Genomic DNA, 17458 nt, shown 5'->3' with positions numbered 1-17458 from the left:
GGCCATCCCGCATAGGATGGCAGACCGTTACATGATCAAGGCCGCGCAGACGGCCCAGCCCAGGGGAATGCACCAGCCATGAGCGCCCGTCCCGGTTTCCGCAACGACAAGCGGTTCGAGACCCGTTCCGACCAGCGCATGGACCAGTTGCGGGTACCTCCGCAATCGGTCGAGGCCGAGCAGGCCGTGCTCGGCGGCCTCATGCTGGACCCCAACGCCTACGACCGAATCGCTGACCAGCTCAACGATAACGATTTCTATCGCCGCGACCACCAGCTGATCTACCGCGCCATCGCCGAGCTCGCGCAGAAGAGCAAGCCTTTCGACGCGGTGACCTTGGGCGAGTGGTTCGAGTCAATGGGCCTGTCCGAACAGGTCGCTGGTGGCGCCTACCTTATCGAACTGGCCTCGACGACGCCGAGCGCGGCCAACATCGTGGCCTATGCCGACATCGTGCGCGACAAGGCGGTGCTGCGGCAGCTGATCGATGTCGGCACCAACATCGTCAACGACGGCTTCCAGCCCGACGGCCGCGACAGCGACATGATCCTGGAGGAGGCCGAGAAGGAAGTGCTGGCCATCGCCCAGTCGCGCTCGGCTGGCCGCACGGACTTCGTCGACGTGCAGAAGGCGCTGGTCGAGGCCTTCGACGTGCTGCAGACCCGCTACGCCAGTGGCGGCAGCGTGACCGGCCTGCCGACGGGCTATACCGAATTCGATGAACTGACCGCCGGCCTGCAGAAGACCGACCTGATCATCCTCGCGGCGCGCCCGGCGATGGGCAAGACCACACTGGCCCTGAACATGGCGGAATTCGCCGCGTTCAAGAGCAAGCTGCCGGTGGCGGTGTTCTCGATGGAAATGTCGGCCAGCCAGCTGGCGCTGCGCCTGATTTCGTCGGTGGGGCGCGTCAACGCGCAGCGACTTCGCACCGGCCAGTTGGAGGACGAGGACTGGAGCCGCGTCACCAGCGCGATCCGCCAGCTCAAGGAAGTGAAGATCTTCATCGACGACGAGCCCGGGCTGTCGCCGGTCAAGCTCGCCGCCAAGGCGCGACGGCTCAAGCGCGAGCACGGCCTCGGCCTGATCGTGATCGACTACCTGCAGCTGATGTCCGTGCCCGGCAACAACGAGAACCGCGCGACGGAAATCTCGGAGATCTCGCGCTCGCTCAAGGGCCTGGCCAAGGAACTGCAGGTCCCGGTGATCGCGCTGTCGCAGCTCAACCGCTCGCTGGAGACGCGCGCCGACAAGCGCCCGGTGATGGCCGACCTGCGCGAGTCGGGCGCAATCGAGCAGGACGCGGACATGATCGTCTTCATCTACCGCGACGACTACTACAACAAGGAAAACTCGCCGGACAAGGGATTGGCCGAAGTCATCATCGGCAAGCAGCGTTCGGGCCCGACCGGCTCGATCAAGCTCAAGTTCTTCGGTGAATACACGCGTTTCGACAACCTTTCGCACGACTCGATGGGCAGCTTCGAATAGCGCAAGGGGTGCATGCCGCTCTGGCAGAATGAGCCACCCCGACCTGGAAGCCGACGACGATGCCCATCGCGCTGGTGTGGTTCCGCAACGACCTGCGCCTGGCCGACAACCCGGCACTACGGGCCGCGCTGGACGCCGGGTACACGCCGCTGCCGCTTTACATCCATGCGCCTGAGGAAGAGTTCCCCTGGGCTCCCGGCGCGGCCAGCCTTGCCTGGCGCCACCAGTCCTTGGCGGCGTTGGACGCGGACCTGCGCCGCCGCGGCACGCACCTGCGCACGTTTCATGGGCCCAGCCTGGCGATCCTCCAGGCGGTGGTCGCGGCCAGTGGCGCGGAGGCCGTGTTCTGGAACCGGCGCTATGAGCCCGCCATCGAGCAGCGTGATACCGGCATCAAGCAGGCCCTGCGCGCGCAAGGCCTGCGGGTGGAAAGCTTCAACGGCAGCCTGTTGTTCGAACCGTGGGCGGTGCGCACCAAGCAGGGCGGTCCGTTCAAGGTGTTCACGCCCTTCTGGCGAGCGGCGCAGGCGCAGTGGCGGAGCGAAACGCTCTGGGATGCCCCGGAATCACTTGCTGAAGCGAACGCTGGCCCAGCGGGGGTGCCGCTGGCGGCGCTCGGGCTCGTGCCCAAGCCGCGTTGGGATGTGCCGTTCTGGGACGAATGGACACCCGGCGAAGCCGGTGCCCATGCGGCGCTCGAGGTTTTCGTCGACGGCGCATTGCAGGGTTATGCAGACAGCCGCGACCGTCCTGACCAGGTAGGCACCTCCCGACTGTCGCCACACCTGCATTTTGGCGAAATCTCTCCTTGGCGACTGGCAGCGACCATCCAGTCGGCGCGCTCGGCAGCGTCGGCCGCAGGCGCCGATGCCTGGCTGCGCGAACTTGGCTGGCGCGAATTCGCGCACCACCTGTTGCATCATTTTCCGCACTCTGCCCAGCACAACTTCAATCCGGCGTTCGACCGGTTTGCCTGGGCGAACCTGCGCGAAGAGACGCTGGAGCGTTGGCGCAATGGAAACACCGGCGTGCCCATCGTCGACGCCGGCCTGCGCGAGCTGTGGGCCACCGGCTGGATGCACAACCGGGTGCGCATGATCGTCGGCAGCTACCTGACCAAGCACATGCGTGCGCACTGGCTGGAAGGCGCGCGCTGGTTTTGGGACACGCTGGTCGACGCGGACCTGGCGAACAACACCCTGGGCTGGCAATGGGTGGCCGGGACGGGCGCGGACGCCGCCCCGTACTTCCGAGTGTTCAACCCGGTGACGCAGGCCACTCGTTTCGACCCGGATGCGCGCTACATCACCCGCTGGGTCCCGGAACTTGCCAAGCTGCCAGTGGCATTACGTTTTGCCCCCTGGACCGATCGTGCCGTGGCTGCGCGTCTGGCACCCGAGTACCCGCCGCACCCGCTCGTGGACCTCGCTGCGGGCCGCGACGCGGCCTTGGGTGCCTACGGGGCCCTTCGCGCGTCGCGTTGACGCTACTCGCGGCTGCATGATTCACTCGCAGCAGACCACGGGAGGGTTGCATGGCCACAGCGGCGCCCAAGCAGCGTGCGCGCAGGCCCAAAGGGCCGCGTGCGGAGAGCATGTCCAAGGTGGACACCGCGTGGCTGCGCATGGAGCAGCCCACCAACCCGATGATGATCACCGGCGTGCTGATGTTCGCCGAACGGATGGACATCGAGCAGTTGCGCAAAGTGGTGAAGCAGCGCTTCCTCGCCTATCGCCGTTTCAAGCAGAAGGCGGTGGACACGCCAACCGGCGCCTCCTGGGTGCCCGACCGCGACTTCGACCTGGACTGGCATGTCCAGGCGGCCGCGCTGCCAGGGCGCGGTGACAAACGCTCGATGGAGCGCTTCGTCAGCCAGCTGGCGTCCAGCCCGCTCGACCACGGCAGGCCGCTGTGGCAGTTCCAGCTGGTGGAGCGCTACCGCGGCGGCTCTGCGCTGGTAGCGCGCATCCACCACAGTTATGCCGATGGCATCGCGCTGGTGCAGGTATTGCTCTCGCTTACCGACACCACGCGCGAACCGACCGCCGGCGAGGAACTGCACGCCGCCTGGCTGAAGCACGACCACGCCCATGTCGCGCGGCGGGTGGGCGCGGTGGACCGTTACGTGCAGTTGGGCACGCGCGCGGTGGAGAAGGGCATGGAGATGTACCGCGACCCGAGCCTCGCTGCCGTGCTGGCCAAGGAGGGCGGCGAAATTGCCCGCGAGCTGGTGCATGCCGTGGCCCTGTCGGATGACCCGCCCTCACTCCTGCGCGGCCCCCTGGGGGTCAGCAAGCGGGTGGCCTGGGCCGAGCCGCTCGACCTGGAAGAGGTCAAGGCGGTCGGGCGCGCCTGCGAATGCACGGTCAACGACGTACTCATGGCCACGGCAGCAGGCGCGTTGCGCAGTTACATGATCGAACGCGGCGATTGCGTCGACGGCCTGACCCTGCGTGCCACCGTACCGGTGAACCTGCGGCCGCTCGAGCACGCCAGGAAGCTCGGAAACCACTTCGGACTCGTCTTCCTGGATCTGCCGGTGGGTGAGGGCAACCCCATCCGTCGTCTCGAACGGGTAGCGGAGTCGATGGGCGCGCTCAAGAGCTCGCGCCAGGCTATCGTGACCTACGGCCTGCTCGCTGCACTCGGCATGGCGCCGTCGGTCCTGCTGGGCCTGGCCCTGGACCTGTTCAGCCGCAAGGCGTCGGCAGTGGCCACCAACGTGCCCGGACCCCAGCAGCCGCTGTACATGGCGGGGTGCCTGCTGCGGGAGATGATGTTCTGGGTACCCCAGACCGGCTCGGTCGGCGTGGGCATTTCCATCCTCAGCTACAACGGGCGTGTCCACTTCGGAATCATCGCCGACGCCAAGCTGATCCCGGATCCCGACAATGTCATCCAGCGATTTGGCGGCGAGTTCGACAAGCTGCTCTATCTGTCGCTGATGGGCAGTTGGGAGCACCGATTGGACGCCGAAAGCGCCGCCCAGCTGATTCCTGCCGTAACCTGAACAGGCCCGTCCGGTCCTCACCCGTTCCTGACGGGGGCGTGTTTAGCTTGAGCCCGTCCTCTACACCCCCAAGGAATGACCCTCATGAATACCTCGCTCAAGATCGCGCTCGCCGCTGCTCTTTCCTCCGCCATGCTCGCGGGCTGCGCCACCACTGCTGGCGGCAGCGCCTACGGCAGCGCCGGTACCACGGACCAGGAGGGCATGAGCCGTACCAAGAAGGGCGCTCTGATCGGCGCGGCCGTGGGCGCCGTCGCCGGCCTGCTGTCTGGCGATGACGCCACCGAGCGCCGCCAGCGGGCCCTGGTCGGTGCGGGCGTCGGCGGCCTGGCCGGTGGCGCGATCGGCAACTACCAGGACCGCCAGGAACGCGCCCTGCGCGAGAAGATGGCAGGCACCGGCGTCGAAGTGGTGCGTAACGGCGACAACATCACGCTGAACATGCCGAGCAACATCACCTTCGGCTTCGACCGTTCCGACCTGCAGCCGCAGTTCTACCCGGTTCTTAACGACGTCGCCGCCACCCTGCAGGAATATAACCAGACCATCGTTGAAGTCGCTGGCCACACCGACAGCGTCGGTACCGACAGCTACAACCAGCAGTTGTCCGAGCGCCGCGCCGCGGCCGTGGGCAACTACCTGATGGGCAAGGGCCTCATGCGCGACCGCTTCATCCTGGTTGGCGCCGGCGAGACTCGCCCCGTGGCCAGCAACGACACCGAGGCCGGCCGTGCCCAGAACCGCCGTGTCGAGATCACCCTGGTGCCGCTGCGTTCGTAATAGAACGGCGTCACAGGATCCGGTTGAAGACGGGCTGCCGCGAGGTGGCCCGTTTTCTTTGGGCGGAATTCTTGGGGAGAGATTCATGGGCCCTGGGCGCGCCTCCGGGCCGGTCGCCCCAAGTCCGCCGGGAGGCGGTGTCCGCCAAAGAAAAACCCCAGTCGTTTCCGACTGGGGTTTGTGTTGGTGGAGGTGGGCGGAATCGAACCGCCGTCCGAAGGCACTCCATCCCCGGCACTACATGCTTAGCTCACCGTTAGATCTCGTCCCGGGGCAGCACGGTGTGCAAAGCGCGCCCAAGGACCAGCCTGCTTTGGGTTAACCAGGGGCTGACAGGCGGCCACCCCCGGCGATTCCGTGATGATGACCCTACGCTGCGAGCACGGACACAAGCAGTTTCGGGGCTTACGCCTTAAGCGGCGAGAGCGTAGTTGTCGTCGTTGGCAACTAGAGTTTTGCAGCTGGATTTACGAGGAAAGCTACCCCCTCGGCATGCGCCAGGCGACTTTGCAACCCCCGTCGAAGCCAGTGCACCCCCGGGGACAGCCAACATCGCTGACACCGCCAGTATAGGGGCGGACCGGCAGTACTCAAGGGGGGGATTGACAGCGTGCGGCCGCCGTTCACGTGACACGCCCTCCACGTCCCCGAGGTATGCTCCCGCGCATGACTTCAATCGATGCTGCGTCCGGGAAGGACCGTGGACTCCGCTGGCAAACCGGCCCCCGGGCGCACCTGTTGGCATTGGCGGTATTGTTGGGATCGCTGGGCATCGTAATCGCGCTGTGGCGCGTCGCATACCAGCGGGAGCTGGAAGTATCGCGCCGGGCGTTCGTCCAGGACGCCGAGGCAGTGGCGGAGCGGGTCCGCCAGCGGATGGTCAAGTATGAGCTGGTCCTGCTGGGTGGCTCCTCGTTGTTTGCGTCGATTGCCCGTCCCACTCCCCAGCAATGGCGGGCGTACGTGGATCAACTGGAGATCGACCGGCGTTTCCCGGCAATGGTGGGGTTGGGCTTTGCGGGCTACGTGAGCCAGGCCCAGATGCTGGTGCTGCAGCGCGAGTGGATGGACTCGGGCTATGGACGCCTGGAGATCCGGCCACGAGGAGTCCGCCCGCAGTATGGCCCGGTGCTCTATCTGGAACCCCGGACGCAGGTGAATGCTGACGCCGTGGGGTTCGACATGTACGCCGAGGCGCAGCGCCATCGCGCCATGGCCGACGCGGCGGAAACGGCGAGTCCCCGACTGACCGGGCCGGTCCACCTCATCCAGGACGGCAACCAGCCAGGAGTGGGCATGTTGATTTACGTGCCCGTGTATTTGGGTGGCATCGAGCCCAAGTCTCGGGAAGGCCGCCGCGAAGCGCTCCTGGGCTGGGTTTACGTGCCGCTACGCGCGGACCCCTTCGTTCGTGCCTCGCTGGGCGAGTTGGACGGGGGGCCACAGTTGAGCTTCCGCATTGCGGACGTTTCCGACGCTGTCGACCGACCCGTTTTCGCCACCGCGGTGGAGTCGGGGGATGCGGAGGCCGCGTTCGAGCATGTCCTTGAGTTGGACCTGTACGGACGTCGTTGGCGGTTCGACTTCCAGTCCGGACCCATGGCGCAGGCGGCGCCCCAACTGCGCAGCCTTTATTGGACCGGTGCGCTCGGTGTGCTGGTTTCTCTGTTGATGTATGCCGTGGCATCCATCCTGGTGAGGACGCAGTCGCGTGCGCAGGCGCTCGCTGAACGAATGACGGAAGATTTCCGCCGCAGCGAGGAGCGATTCCGCATCGCCGTGGAACATTCGGCCATTGGCAAGGCGCTGCTGGACCGTGAAGAACGAATCGTCGGCGCGAACGCCGCGCTGGCCAAGATTGTCAAGCGCGATAGCGATTCGCTGTTGGGCACTATGCTTTCGTCGTTGTTTGCCGAAGGCGACGCCACCGAAACGGTTGACGAGCACGGCATCCGTCGTACCAACCGGCAGATCGTCCGGCAGGACGGCGACGTACGCGAAGTGCAACTGACCTTCTCGCCGATCCCCGGCAACATCGGCCAGGACGTGACCGGGCTGGTGCAGGTGGAGGACATCACCGAGCGGGTGCGCGCCGAGGCACGGGTGCATGCGCTCAATCGCACGCTTGAAGCTCGCGTCGCGCTGCGTACCCGTGAGCTGAGCCAGGCCAACCAGGAGCTTGAGGCCTTCGCCTACAGCGTCTCCCATGACCTGCGCGCACCGTTGCGCGCCATTGACGGTTTCAGCCGGATTCTGGCGGAGCGCTACGCCAGAGTGCTGGACGAGGAGGGGGTCGATTACCTCAGCCGGGTGCGCAGGGCCGCTTCGCGCATGGGTGAGCTGATCGACGCGCTGCTGAAGATGTCGCGCGTGGGCCGGGGCGAGATGCGTCTTGAGCGGTTGGACGTGAGCCGCATCGCTGCCGAGGTGGTGGAGGAACTGCGCCTGGCAACGCCGGAGCGCAAAGTGGATGTGGTAATCGCCCCGGACATGGCCGTGGAAGGGGATGCGGCGTTGGTCCGAAACCTGTTGGGCAACGTACTGGGCAATGCGTGGAAGTTCACTCGCGACCGCGAGAATGCGCGCGTCGAGATCGGCATCACGGGCGTGGATGAAGGCATGGTGGAGTTCTACGTCAGGGACAACGGTGCCGGCTTCACCCAGGAGTACGCCGACAAGCTGTTCCGGCCGTTCCAGCGGCTACACCGCCAGGAGGAATTTGCAGGCCATGGTATTGGCCTCGCCTCGGTCAAGCGCATCGTTGAGCGCCATGGGGGTGAGGTCCGCGCCGAAGGCCGCGAAGGCGAGGGCGCGACCTTCTACTTCACGCTGCCGGCCATCGTCGCCCACAACTGACAATGCGCGGCTGGCACGGGCGACGGGCACCCTGCGCGCCCGTCACGCGTCCTTGTTGTGCCGCCGCATCACCCGCTGCTTTTCGCGCTGCCAGTCGCGTTCCTTGCTGGCGTCGCGCTTGTCGTGCGCTTGCTTGCCCTTGGCCAGGCAGATCTCGATCTTGACCTTGTTGCCCTTCCAGTACAGCGACGTGGGCACCACGGTATAACCCTCGCGCTGGATGCGGCCGATCAGGTTGTCGATCTCGTTCCGGTGCAGCAGCAGCTTGCGCGTGCGGCGCTCGTCGGCCACCACGTGCGTGGAAGCGGAGATCAGCGGGGTGATCTGCGCGTTGTGGAGGTACATCTCGCCGTCGCGGATGTGGGCGTAGCTCTCGCCGATGTTGGCGCGGCCGGCGCGGATGGACTTCAGCTCCCAGCCCTGCAGGGCCAGCCCTGCCTCGAACTTCTGCTCAAGGTAGTAGTCGTGGCGGGCACGCCTGTTGGACGCGATGGTGCCGCCACCCGCGCCCTTTGCCTTATCCTTGCCGGTCTTGCCATTGTTCTTTGCCATTGCGCCTATTGTCCCCGAAAGTGGGGCCGACAGGCGACCACCCCATGACTTCCATCCGCCGAACCGCACTTGTAGAGCATTCCGCCGCGCGCATGTTCGCGCTGGTCAACGATGTCGCTGCCTATCCGCGGCGGTTTGACTGGTGTGAAGGCGCGCAGGTGCTGGAGGAGGGCGAGGGCCGCAAGGTAGCCCGGCTCGACCTGCGGATGGGCGGGCTGCGGACGTGGTTCATGACCGAGAACACACTGGTCCCGCCGCACCACATCGACATGCGGCTGATCGACGGGCCGTTCCGCAAGCTGGGGGGGCGCTGGGAGTTCCACTCCCTGGACGAATCGGCGTGCAAGGTGACCCTGACCCTGGATTTCGAGCCGGCGGTAAAGCTGCTGGGGGCGGCGATGGCGGTCGGCTTCCAGAGCCTGGCGGACCGGATGGTGGACGACTTCGTGCGGGTCGCAGATAGGGGTGACGCCGCGTGAAGGTGCGGGTGGTCCGTGCGTGGCCCCGACGCCATGAGGAGGTCGAGGTGTCGCTGGCCCCGGGCAGCTGCGTACACGATGCGGTGGTGGCCGCCGGTTGGTCCGCGGACGCGGAAGTGACCGGTTATGCGGTGTTCGGGGCAAAGTCGTCCCCGGATGCGGCATTGGCCGAGGGTGACCGGGTCGAGTTGCTGCGTGCCCTTACCGTGGACCCCAAGCTGGCCCGGCGCAAGCGGGCCGAAGCTCGGCCGCTGAAAAGGCGTTGAAAGCAGAAGGGGCCGCAGCATGCGGCCCCCTCGGGAAGTTTCCCTGACTGCGGAAGCGGTCAGCGACCCTTCTTCTTGTCCTTGGCCAGGTTGGGCCCGAACTGCTTGCGCGCGGCCTTGGCCAGTTCCTCATCCTGCTCCGGGAAGTAGTCGCCTTCCCAGCGGGTGACGGCATCGCCCTCGAAGTAGACGGTGAGGTTCTTCTTCTCCGTGCGGGCCAGTCGGCCAACGCGCTGGGTGGCGGTGTAGTCCCAACGGTTCTGGCTGTGGGGGTCGGTGATCGACGGCGTGCCCAGCAACAGCTGGACCTGCTGCTTGCTCATGCCCACCTGCAGCTGCTCGACCGCGCTTTGCTCCAGCAGGTTGCCCTGGTAGATCGGCTGGCGGTAAACGATGCCGCAGCCAGAGGTGGCGAGGGCGACGGTAAGAAGCAGTACAAGCTTTCGCATTGGGTTTCGCGGGAGGCGGATATCGCCCCGATGATACACTGAAGGGAAGTTTGCGCGCCCGCCGCGTGCCGTCCGTTCATGGAGACGACATGGAATCGCAAGACCTGCGCAATGCCGGTTTGAAAGTGACACACCCGCGCCTGCGCATCCTGCAGCTGTTGGAGCAGGCAAAGCCGCGGCACATGACCGCTGAAGACATTTACCGGCACCTGTTGGAGCAGGGCGAGGACATCGGCCTGGCCACGGTGTACCGGGTGCTGACCCAGTTCGAGGCGGCGGGACTGGTGCTCAAACACAATTTCGAAGCCGGCCAGTCGGTCTACGAGTTGGATCGCGGCGACCACCACGACCACATGGTGGACGTGGACACGGGCAAGATCATCGAGTTCGAGAGCGACGAGATCGAAGCGCTGCAGCACAAGATCGCGGCCAAGTACGGCTACGAGATCGAGGCGCACTCGCTGGTGCTGTACGTGCGCAAGAAGCGGGGCTGACAGCCTCCGCCGCCATCCCGCGCCCTACGACGACCGGCGTTGTCCCCATGGCGTGGGGGACGACTCAGTTGACGTCTGCCAGCAGGCGTTTGGCGGCGGCGCGCGCTTCCTTGGTGAGTTCCACGCCCCCGAGCATGCGCGCGAGTTCCTCTTCGCGGGCCTTGGCGTCGAGGCGTTGCACGGCGCTGCGGGTGATGCCTTCGCTGGCCGCCTTGCTGACCCGGTAATGCGCGTGGCCCTTGGCCGCCACCTGAGGCAGATGGGTGACGCACAGCACCTGGCGGCTGGCGCCCAATGCGCGCAGCTTCTGGCCCACTATGTCGGCCACCGCGCCGCCGATGCCGGAATCCACTTCGTCGAACACCATGGTCTGCACGGCATCGAGGCCAAGTGCGGCGACTTCGATGGCCAGTGAAATGCGCGACAGTTCGCCGCCCGATGCCACCTTGCGCAGCGGACGGGCCGGCTGCCCGGGATTGGCGGCGACGAGGAATTCCACGCGTTCGGCGCCGTTGGGGTCAGGGCGTTCGGTGTCGGTCGGCTCCAGCGCCACGTTGAATCGGCCGCCCCCCATGCCCAGCTCCGCGATCAGGGCGGTGGTGGCCTCGGACAGGGTTTCTGCTGCCTGGCGGCGGGCATCGCTCAGGTAGGCGGCGGCGCGTTGCCAGTCGGCCTTGGCCGTGTCGATTTCGGCGTCGAGCTGGAGCACGCGCTCTCCAGCGGTGCGCAGCACCTCCAACTCTTCCGCCAGACTGTCGCGGTGGGCCGCGAGTTGCTCAGGCGTGACCCGGTGCTTGCGGGCGAGCTCGTGCAGTCGGCCCAGGCGGCGTTCCAAACCTTCAAAGACGTCCGGGTCCAGCTCCAGATCGCTCCGGACGCGGTCGAGCAGCACCAGGGCCTCGTCGATCTGGATGACGGCGTTGTCGAGCAGGGCGTCGATATCCAGCAGGCGCGGTTCGTGCTCGGACACCCGCTGCAGGTCGTGGCGGGCTTGTTGCAGCTGGCGGGTGAGTGACGGGCCCTCGTCACCGCCCAGGCGCGCGAAGGTCCCTTCGCAGGCGGTGATGAGGTCGGTGGCGTGTGCCAGACGGCGGTGATCCGCCTGCAGCTTGGCGATCGTCGCGGCATCCAGGGTCTCGCGATCGAGTTCGGCAAACTGGTGTTCCAGCCATGCCGTCCGTTCGGTGACATCGCCGCGCGCCGAGAGGGCGTCGCGTTCCTGCAGCAGCCCGCTCCACTGACGGGCGGCGGCCGCAACCGCGGCGCGGGGTGTCTCGGTGCGCCCAAAGGCGTCCAGCAGCGCCAGCTGGCTGGGCTTGGACATCAGGGCCTGGTGTTCGTGCTGCCCGTGGATCTCCACCAGCCGCCCGGCCAGGTCGACCAGCTGCGACAGGGTGACCGGTCGGCCGTTGATCCAGGCCTTCGAGCCGCCGTCGGCACGGATTACGCGGCGGATCTGGCAGCCATCGTCCTCGTCAAGCTCGTTTTCGCGCAACCAGGCGACGGCTGCCGGCGTGTCCTCGAGCGTGAAATCGGCCACCAGTTCGGCGCGCTCGGCTCCGTGACGGACGACGCCACTGTCGGCGCGGAGCCCGGAGATGAGCCCGAGCGCATCGACCAGCAGGGATTTGCCGGCGCCGGTCTCGCCGGAGATGACGGTCAAGCCGGGGCCGAATGCCAGCTCGGCTTCGGTGACGACGGCGAATTGCTTGATGGAAAGGTGGGTAAGCATGCGGGGCGATTGTGCCGGGTGCGGGGCGTTGGGCCAAGCGGGGGGCGACCGCACGTTGGCATGGGCGCTTCTCACGGGGCGAGACTGGCGGGGCCCAGCTTGAAGCGGACGGTGGTGTGCCCCGCCCAAGTCCCCAATGCTTCGTGCGTCGGGATGACATTCGCTTGCGCGCCGCGGGCCGGGCGCTTATACCAATTGCATGAGCCGCCGCCCTGCCGACCCCGTACTCGACCCGCGCGCCCGGCAGTTGCTGCGCACGCTGATTGGTCGTTACATCCAGAGCGGCGAGCCGGTGGGGTCCCAGACACTGGCGCGGCACGCGGGGCTGGACGTCAGCCCCGCGACCATTCGCAACATCCTCGCTGACCTGGAGGACGTAGGCCTGCTGAGTGCACCGCACACCTCCGCCGGTCGCGTACCCACCGCGCAGGGGTACCGGCTGTTCGTGGACTCGCTCCTGCAGGTCTCCCCATTGCCCGAGGGCGAGGTCTCGCGCCTGCGCAGCGAGCTGCCGGCCGGTTCCGGCACGCAGGCCCTCTTGGGCAGCGCCTCTGAGCTGCTGTCGGCCATGACCCATTTCGTGGGGGTGGTCAGTGTCCCCAACCGGGCCCAGTTCGCCTTCCGCCGGATCGGGTTCGTGCCGATCGATGCGCAGCGGGTCCTGGCCATCGTGGTCCTGGCCGACAACGACGTGCAGAACCGCATCATCCAGACCCGAAGGCCCTACGACTCCGGTGAACTGGAGCGCGTGGCCAACTACCTCAACACCCATTTCGCCGGGCGCACGGTGGTCGACATCCGCGCCACCCTCCTGCGCGAGCTGCGCAGTGCCCGGGCCGAGATGGAGACGTTGCTGGCGCAGTCGGTGGAACTGGCCGAGCAGGTGCTGGTGCCGGGCGGGGACGACATGGTCGTGGCCGGGCAGACCCGGCTCATGGGCGTGCAGGAGCTCTCGGACGTGGATCGCCTGCGGGAACTGTTCGAGGCCTTCGCCCGCAAGCGGGAGATCCTGCAGTTGCTGGAGCGCACGGTACAGGCGCCGGGCGTACGCATCTTCATCGGCGAGGAGACCGGGTTGGCCCCGCTCGAAGGCGTGTCGCTGGTGACCGCGCCCTATACCTCGGGCGGGCGGGTGCTGGGTGTGCTGGGCGTCATTGGCCCCACGCGCATGGCCTACGAACGGGTCATCCCGGTGGTCCAGGCGGCGGCAGACGCATTGGGTGCGGCAATCCAGCCCGACCTGGGCTAGGCGGCTTGAAAGCCCCGGGCGCGGGCCCCATAGCAGGGCTGTTGCGCACTTCCGTGCAGGTTGGGCGCGTCCGTTCTACGCAGGGAACCGCCAGGCATGATCAACAACGAACACCAGACCGACCCCAACCAGGCCGAGGCCGCCGGCAGCGCGGCAGGCGCCGAACCGCTCGACGCCATGGATACACAGATCGAGGCACTCAAGGCCGAACTGGCCAAGGTGGCCGAAGACGCCCTCCGCGAGCGCGCTGAGCTCGACAACCAGCGCAAGCGCCTGACCCGCGACGTGGAGATGGCGCGCAAATTTGCCAACGAACGCCTGCTCGGCGAGCTTCTGCCAGTGATTGACAGCCTCGAAGCCGGGTTATCCGTCAGCGGCAACGAGGCAAGCGCCTTGCGCGACGGGATGGAACTGACCCTCAAGCAACTGCTCAAGGTGGCGTCAGACAACGGCCTCGTGGCGGTGGACCCCGCCGGCCAGCCGTTCAATCCCGAGCACCACCAGGCCATGAGCATGGTCGACAGCGCGGAGCACGCGCCGGGCCATGTCGTGCAGGTCTACCAGAAGGGCTGGCTCCTCAACGAGCGCCTGCTGCGCCCCGCGCTGGTCGTGGTGGCCAAGGACGCCTGAACCAATCCGTCGCCGGACGCTTGAAGTGGTTTCCGGCGACCCCAGATAGCGACCATCGGCGGCCAGGCCGCCCCCAAGTCAAAGAATCGAGAGGGAAACACCATGGGCAAGATCATCGGCATCGACCTCGGCACGACCAACTCGTGCGTGGCGATCATGGAGGGCGGCAACGTCAAGGTCATCGAGAACGCCGAGGGCGACCGCACCACGCCGTCGATCGTCGCGTTCACCAAGGATGGCGAAGTGCTCGTCGGCGCCTCGGCCAAGCGCCAGGCGGTGACCAACCCCAAGAACACCTTCTTCGCGGTGAAGCGCCTGATTGGCCGCAAGTTCACCGACGCCGAAGTGCAGAAGGACATCAACCTCGTCCCCTACGGCATCATCCAGCACGACAATGGCGACGCCTGGGTGCAGACCGCCGAAGGCAAGAAGATGGCGCCGCAGCAGGTCTCGGCCGAGGTGCTGGCCAAGATGAAGAAGACCGCCGAGGCCTACCTGGGCGAGGCGGTCACCGAAGCCGTCATCACCGTCCCGGCGTACTTCAACGACAGCCAGCGCCAGGCGACCAAGGACGCGGGCAAGATCGCGGGCCTGGACGTCAAGCGCATCATCAATGAGCCGACCGCGGCCGCGCTGGCCTACGGCATGGACAAGAAGGGCGGTGACCGCAAGGTGGCCGTGTACGACCTGGGTGGCGGCACCTTCGACGTGTCGATCATCGAAATCGCCTCGGTCGACGGCGAGATGCAGGTCGAGGTGCTTGCCACCAACGGCGACACCTTCCTGGGTGGCGAGGACTTCGACGCGCGCGTCATCGATTATCTGGTCGAGGAATTCCTCAAGGACCAGGGCATCGACCTGCGCAAGGATCCGCTGGCCCTGCAGCGCCTGAAGGACTCGGCGGAGCGCGCCAAGATCGAGTTGTCCAGCGCGCAGCAGACCGAGGTCAACCTGCCGTACGTGACCGCCGATGCGAGCGGGCCCAAGCACCTCAACATCAAGCTGACCCGCGCCAAGCTGGAGTCGCTGGTCGAGGACCTGGTCAAGCGCACCATCGAGCCGTGCCGCACCGCTCTCAACGACGCCGGCCTGCGCGCCAGCGACGTGACCGAGGTGATCCTGGTTGGTGGCCAGACCCGCATGCCGAAGGTGCAGGCGGCGGTGGCCGAGTTCTTCGGCAAGGAGCCGCGCAAGGACGTCAACCCTGACGAGGCGGTGGCCGTGGGTGCCGCGATCCAGGGCGGCGTGCTGCAGGGCGACGTCAAGGACGTGCTGCTGCTGGACGTGACCCCGCTGAGCCTGGGCATCGAGACCCTGGGCGGCGTCATGACCAAGATCATCGAGAAGAACACCACGATCCCGACCAAGGCGTCGCAGACCTTCTCGACCGCCGAGGACAACCAGTCCGCGGTGACCGTGCACGTGCTGCAGGGTGAACGCGAGCAGGCCCGCTACAACAAGTCGCTGGCCCGCTTCGACCTGTCGGGCATCGAGCCCGCGCCGCGTGGCATGCCCCAGGTGGAGGTGTCGTTCGACATCGACGCCAACGGCATCGTGCACGTGACCGCCAAGGACAAGAAGACCGGCAAGGAACAGAAGGTCGAGATCAAGGCCGGTTCGGGCCTGTCCGAGGACGAGATCAACAAGATGGTCCAGGACGCCGAGGCGCACCGCGAGGAAGACCAGAAGTTCCACGAGCTGGTCCAGGCCCGCAACCACGCCGACGGCCTGATCCACATGACCCGCAACACTATCAAGGAAAATGGCGAAAAGGTGCCGGGCGACGTGATCGGCCGCGCCGAGGGCGCCATTGCCGAGCTCGAGACCGCGATGAAGGGCGACGACAAGGGCCAGATCGAGGCCAAGTCGAAGGCGCTGGAAGAAGCGGCCCAAGGTCTGTTTGCCGCGGCGCAGGCTGCGCAGCCGGGTGAGGCGGGTGCTGCCGCTGGCGGTGGCAAGGCCGGAGACGATGTGGTCGACGCCGAGTTCACCGAAGTAAAGGAAGACGACAAGAAGTAAGCCGGAACACCCTCGCCCCGTGGCGCCCGCGGGTGTCCGCGGCCGGGGGAGCCGGATGAGGGTTCGGGTTCGCGTTGCGGTCCCGGGCCCTCGTTGTTTGCAACCTATGTCAGTCCTGCCGGCCGTGGCGGGCAGGGGAACCCAAGCCGCACATGAGCAAGCGCGATTACTACGAAGTCCTGGGCGTGGCCCGCAACGCCAGCGAAGACGAGCTGAAGAAGGCGTATCGACGCTGTGCGATGAAATACCATCCGGACCGCAACCCGGGTGACAAGGCCGCCGAAGAATCCTTCAAGGAATGCAAGGAGGCCTATGAGGTGCTCTCGGATGCGTCCAAGCGGCGCATGTACGACCAGCACGGCCACGCCGCGTTCGAGCACGGCATGGGCGGCGGAGCGGGTGGGCCAGGCTACGCCGACATGGGCGATATATTCGGCGACATATTCGGCAACATCTTTGGTGGCGGCGGCGGTGGTCCCCGCGGGCCGCGACGTGGTGCGGATGTCGGCTACGTGATGGAGCTGTCGCTGGAGGAGGCCGTCGGCGGCGTCGAAAAGCAGATTGAAGTGCCGACGCTGGACGAGTGCGATAGCTGCCACGGCAGCGGTTCGGCCGACGGCAAAGTCGAGACCTGCAGTACCTGCCACGGGCGCGGCCAGGTCCGCTTCCAGCGCGGCATCTTTTCCATGCAGCAGGCGTGTCCGCATTGCGGTGGGCGCGGCCAGACAATCGCCAACCCCTGCGGTGACTGCCATGGCCAGGGGCGGATGGAGCGTACCAAGACCCTGCAGGTCAGGATTCCGGCCGGGGTGGACAACGGCGACCGCATCCGGTTGGCGGGCGAGGGCGAGGCCGGTCCCACCGGAACGCCGCCGGGCGACCTGTACGTGGAAGTCCGCGTGCGGGAGCACGACATCTTCCAGCGTGACGGCGACGACCTGCACTGCGAGGTGCCGATTCGCATCTCGCAGGCCGCGCTGGGCGACACCATCCGCGTGCCGACGCTTGGCGGGGAGGTCGAGTTGCGCATCCCGGCAGAGACCCAGAGTGGCAAGCTGTTCCGGCTGCGCGACAAAGGCGTGAAGTCGGTCCGTAGCCGCAAGCCGGGCGATCTGTACTGCCGGGTGGCGGTGGAAACGCCGGTCAATCTCACGGCGGAACAGCGCGAGCTGCTGGAGAAATTCGAAGCTACATTCTCGGGCGAGGACGCACGACGACACTCACCACGATCATCCACCTTCATTGACGGCGTCAAGGGGTTTTGGGATCGCATGACGTCCTGAGTCAGCGGATTGTCGATTCCGTCAAGGAATCGGAAAGGGACGTTGTCCTGCCGGCCGATAAATTTCCGTGAAGCGGATATAAATGGCCCAATGGAATTGCGAGCCCCGATGATGTCGACCGCCACGTTTGAGCAGAGTGCACGGGGGGTGGGGACGGATCCTCACCAG

General features: G+C 66.5%; 15 protein-coding genes and 1 other RNA gene. 12 read left to right on the top strand and 4 right to left on the bottom strand.

Annotation, left to right across the window (positions count from 1 at the left end; all coding sequences use genetic code 11):
- Positions 1-78: 78 nt before the first annotated feature.
- The 4 genes from AC3ARF_RS07970 to AC3ARF_RS07955 all read left to right on the top strand — a co-directional run bounded on the left by AC3ARF_RS07970 (position 79) and on the right by AC3ARF_RS07955 (position 5281).
- On the top strand, positions 79-1491 hold the full coding sequence (locus AC3ARF_RS07970; protein ID WP_498926809.1) for a replicative DNA helicase: 1413 nt from the start codon (positions 79-81) through the stop codon (positions 1489-1491).
- 59 nt (positions 1492-1550) lie between these two features.
- Positions 1551-2975: a cryptochrome/photolyase family protein gene (locus tag AC3ARF_RS07965; RefSeq protein WP_498926808.1), complete on the top strand. Its 1425-nt coding sequence runs from the start codon at positions 1551-1553 to the stop codon at positions 2973-2975.
- A gap of 110 nt (positions 2976-3085) precedes the next feature.
- Positions 3086-4501, top strand: a complete 1416-nt coding sequence (locus AC3ARF_RS07960; protein WP_498926806.1) for a WS/DGAT/MGAT family O-acyltransferase — start codon at positions 3086-3088, stop codon at positions 4499-4501.
- An 84-nt stretch (positions 4502-4585) separates the two neighbouring features.
- Entirely contained in the window at positions 4586-5281 is a 696-nt protein-coding gene (locus AC3ARF_RS07955) for a YiaD family glycine zipper/OmpA-like lipoprotein (RefSeq protein ID WP_498926804.1), read from the top strand.
- Positions 5282-5465: 184 nt separating this feature from the next.
- Here AC3ARF_RS07955 and ssrA read toward each other — a convergent pair.
- Positions 5466-5819: a transfer-messenger RNA gene (gene ssrA, locus AC3ARF_RS07950) on the bottom strand.
- Between the two features lie 128 nt (positions 5820-5947).
- Here ssrA and AC3ARF_RS07945 point away from each other — a divergent pair.
- Positions 5948-8137: a CHASE domain-containing protein gene (locus AC3ARF_RS07945; protein ID WP_498926802.1), complete on the top strand. Its 2190-nt coding sequence runs from the start codon at positions 5948-5950 to the stop codon at positions 8135-8137.
- Positions 8138-8179: 42 nt separating this feature from the next.
- Here AC3ARF_RS07945 and smpB read toward each other — a convergent pair whose 3' ends face one another.
- Positions 8180-8689, bottom strand: coding sequence for an SsrA-binding protein SmpB (gene smpB, locus AC3ARF_RS07940; protein ID WP_498926800.1), 510 nt, complete (start codon positions 8687-8689; stop codon positions 8180-8182).
- A 44-nt stretch (positions 8690-8733) separates the two neighbouring features.
- Between smpB and AC3ARF_RS07935 the strand changes: the two genes are divergently transcribed.
- Together AC3ARF_RS07935 and AC3ARF_RS07930 are read left to right on the top strand one after the other, a co-directional pair.
- The gene (locus AC3ARF_RS07935) at positions 8734-9168 is read left to right on the top strand and encodes a type II toxin-antitoxin system RatA family toxin (protein ID WP_498926798.1); all 435 of its coding nucleotides are present in this window, start codon (positions 8734-8736) and stop codon (positions 9166-9168) included.
- Positions 9169-9215: 47 nt separating this feature from the next.
- Positions 9216-9434, top strand: coding sequence for an RnfH family protein (locus AC3ARF_RS07930; protein WP_498926797.1), 219 nt, complete (start codon positions 9216-9218; stop codon positions 9432-9434).
- Between the two features lie 59 nt (positions 9435-9493).
- Here the strand turns inward: AC3ARF_RS07930 and AC3ARF_RS07925 are convergent, their stop codons facing one another.
- Positions 9494-9883, bottom strand: a complete 390-nt coding sequence (locus tag AC3ARF_RS07925; protein ID WP_498926795.1) for an outer membrane protein assembly factor BamE — start codon at positions 9881-9883, stop codon at positions 9494-9496.
- Between the two features lie 89 nt (positions 9884-9972).
- On the opposite strand from AC3ARF_RS07925, the gene fur reads away from it, so the two are divergent.
- Entirely contained in the window at positions 9973-10377 is a 405-nt protein-coding gene (gene fur / locus AC3ARF_RS07920; protein WP_036133315.1) for a ferric iron uptake transcriptional regulator, read from the top strand.
- A 64-nt stretch (positions 10378-10441) separates the two neighbouring features.
- Here the strand turns inward: fur and recN are convergent, their stop codons facing one another.
- Positions 10442-12109: a DNA repair protein RecN gene (recN, locus tag AC3ARF_RS07915; protein ID WP_498926793.1), complete on the bottom strand. Its 1668-nt coding sequence runs from the start codon at positions 12107-12109 to the stop codon at positions 10442-10444.
- 199 nt (positions 12110-12308) lie between these two features.
- Between recN and hrcA the strand changes: the two genes are divergently transcribed.
- The 4 genes from hrcA to dnaJ all read left to right on the top strand — a co-directional run bounded on the left by hrcA (position 12309) and on the right by dnaJ (position 17290).
- Positions 12309-13358 carry a heat-inducible transcriptional repressor HrcA gene (gene hrcA / locus AC3ARF_RS07910; RefSeq protein WP_498926791.1) on the top strand — a complete coding sequence of 350 codons (1050 nt, stop codon included), beginning with the start codon at positions 12309-12311 and terminating at the stop codon, positions 13356-13358.
- Positions 13359-13457: 99 nt separating this feature from the next.
- Positions 13458-13988 (top strand): nucleotide exchange factor GrpE, encoded by a 531-nt coding sequence (gene grpE, locus AC3ARF_RS07905; protein ID WP_498931809.1) that lies wholly within the window; start codon positions 13458-13460, stop codon positions 13986-13988.
- A gap of 102 nt (positions 13989-14090) precedes the next feature.
- Positions 14091-16007, top strand: a complete 1917-nt coding sequence (gene dnaK / locus AC3ARF_RS07900) for a molecular chaperone DnaK (RefSeq protein ID WP_498926789.1) — start codon at positions 14091-14093, stop codon at positions 16005-16007.
- Positions 16008-16159: 152 nt separating this feature from the next.
- Positions 16160-17290, top strand: a complete 1131-nt coding sequence (gene dnaJ, locus AC3ARF_RS07895; RefSeq protein WP_498926787.1) for a molecular chaperone DnaJ — start codon at positions 16160-16162, stop codon at positions 17288-17290.
- The last annotated feature ends 168 nt before the right edge of the window (positions 17291-17458 follow it).

This window comes from Lysobacter sp. KACC 24251 (assembly GCF_057747755.1).
This window is presented reverse-complemented; position numbering and strand designations above follow the sequence as displayed.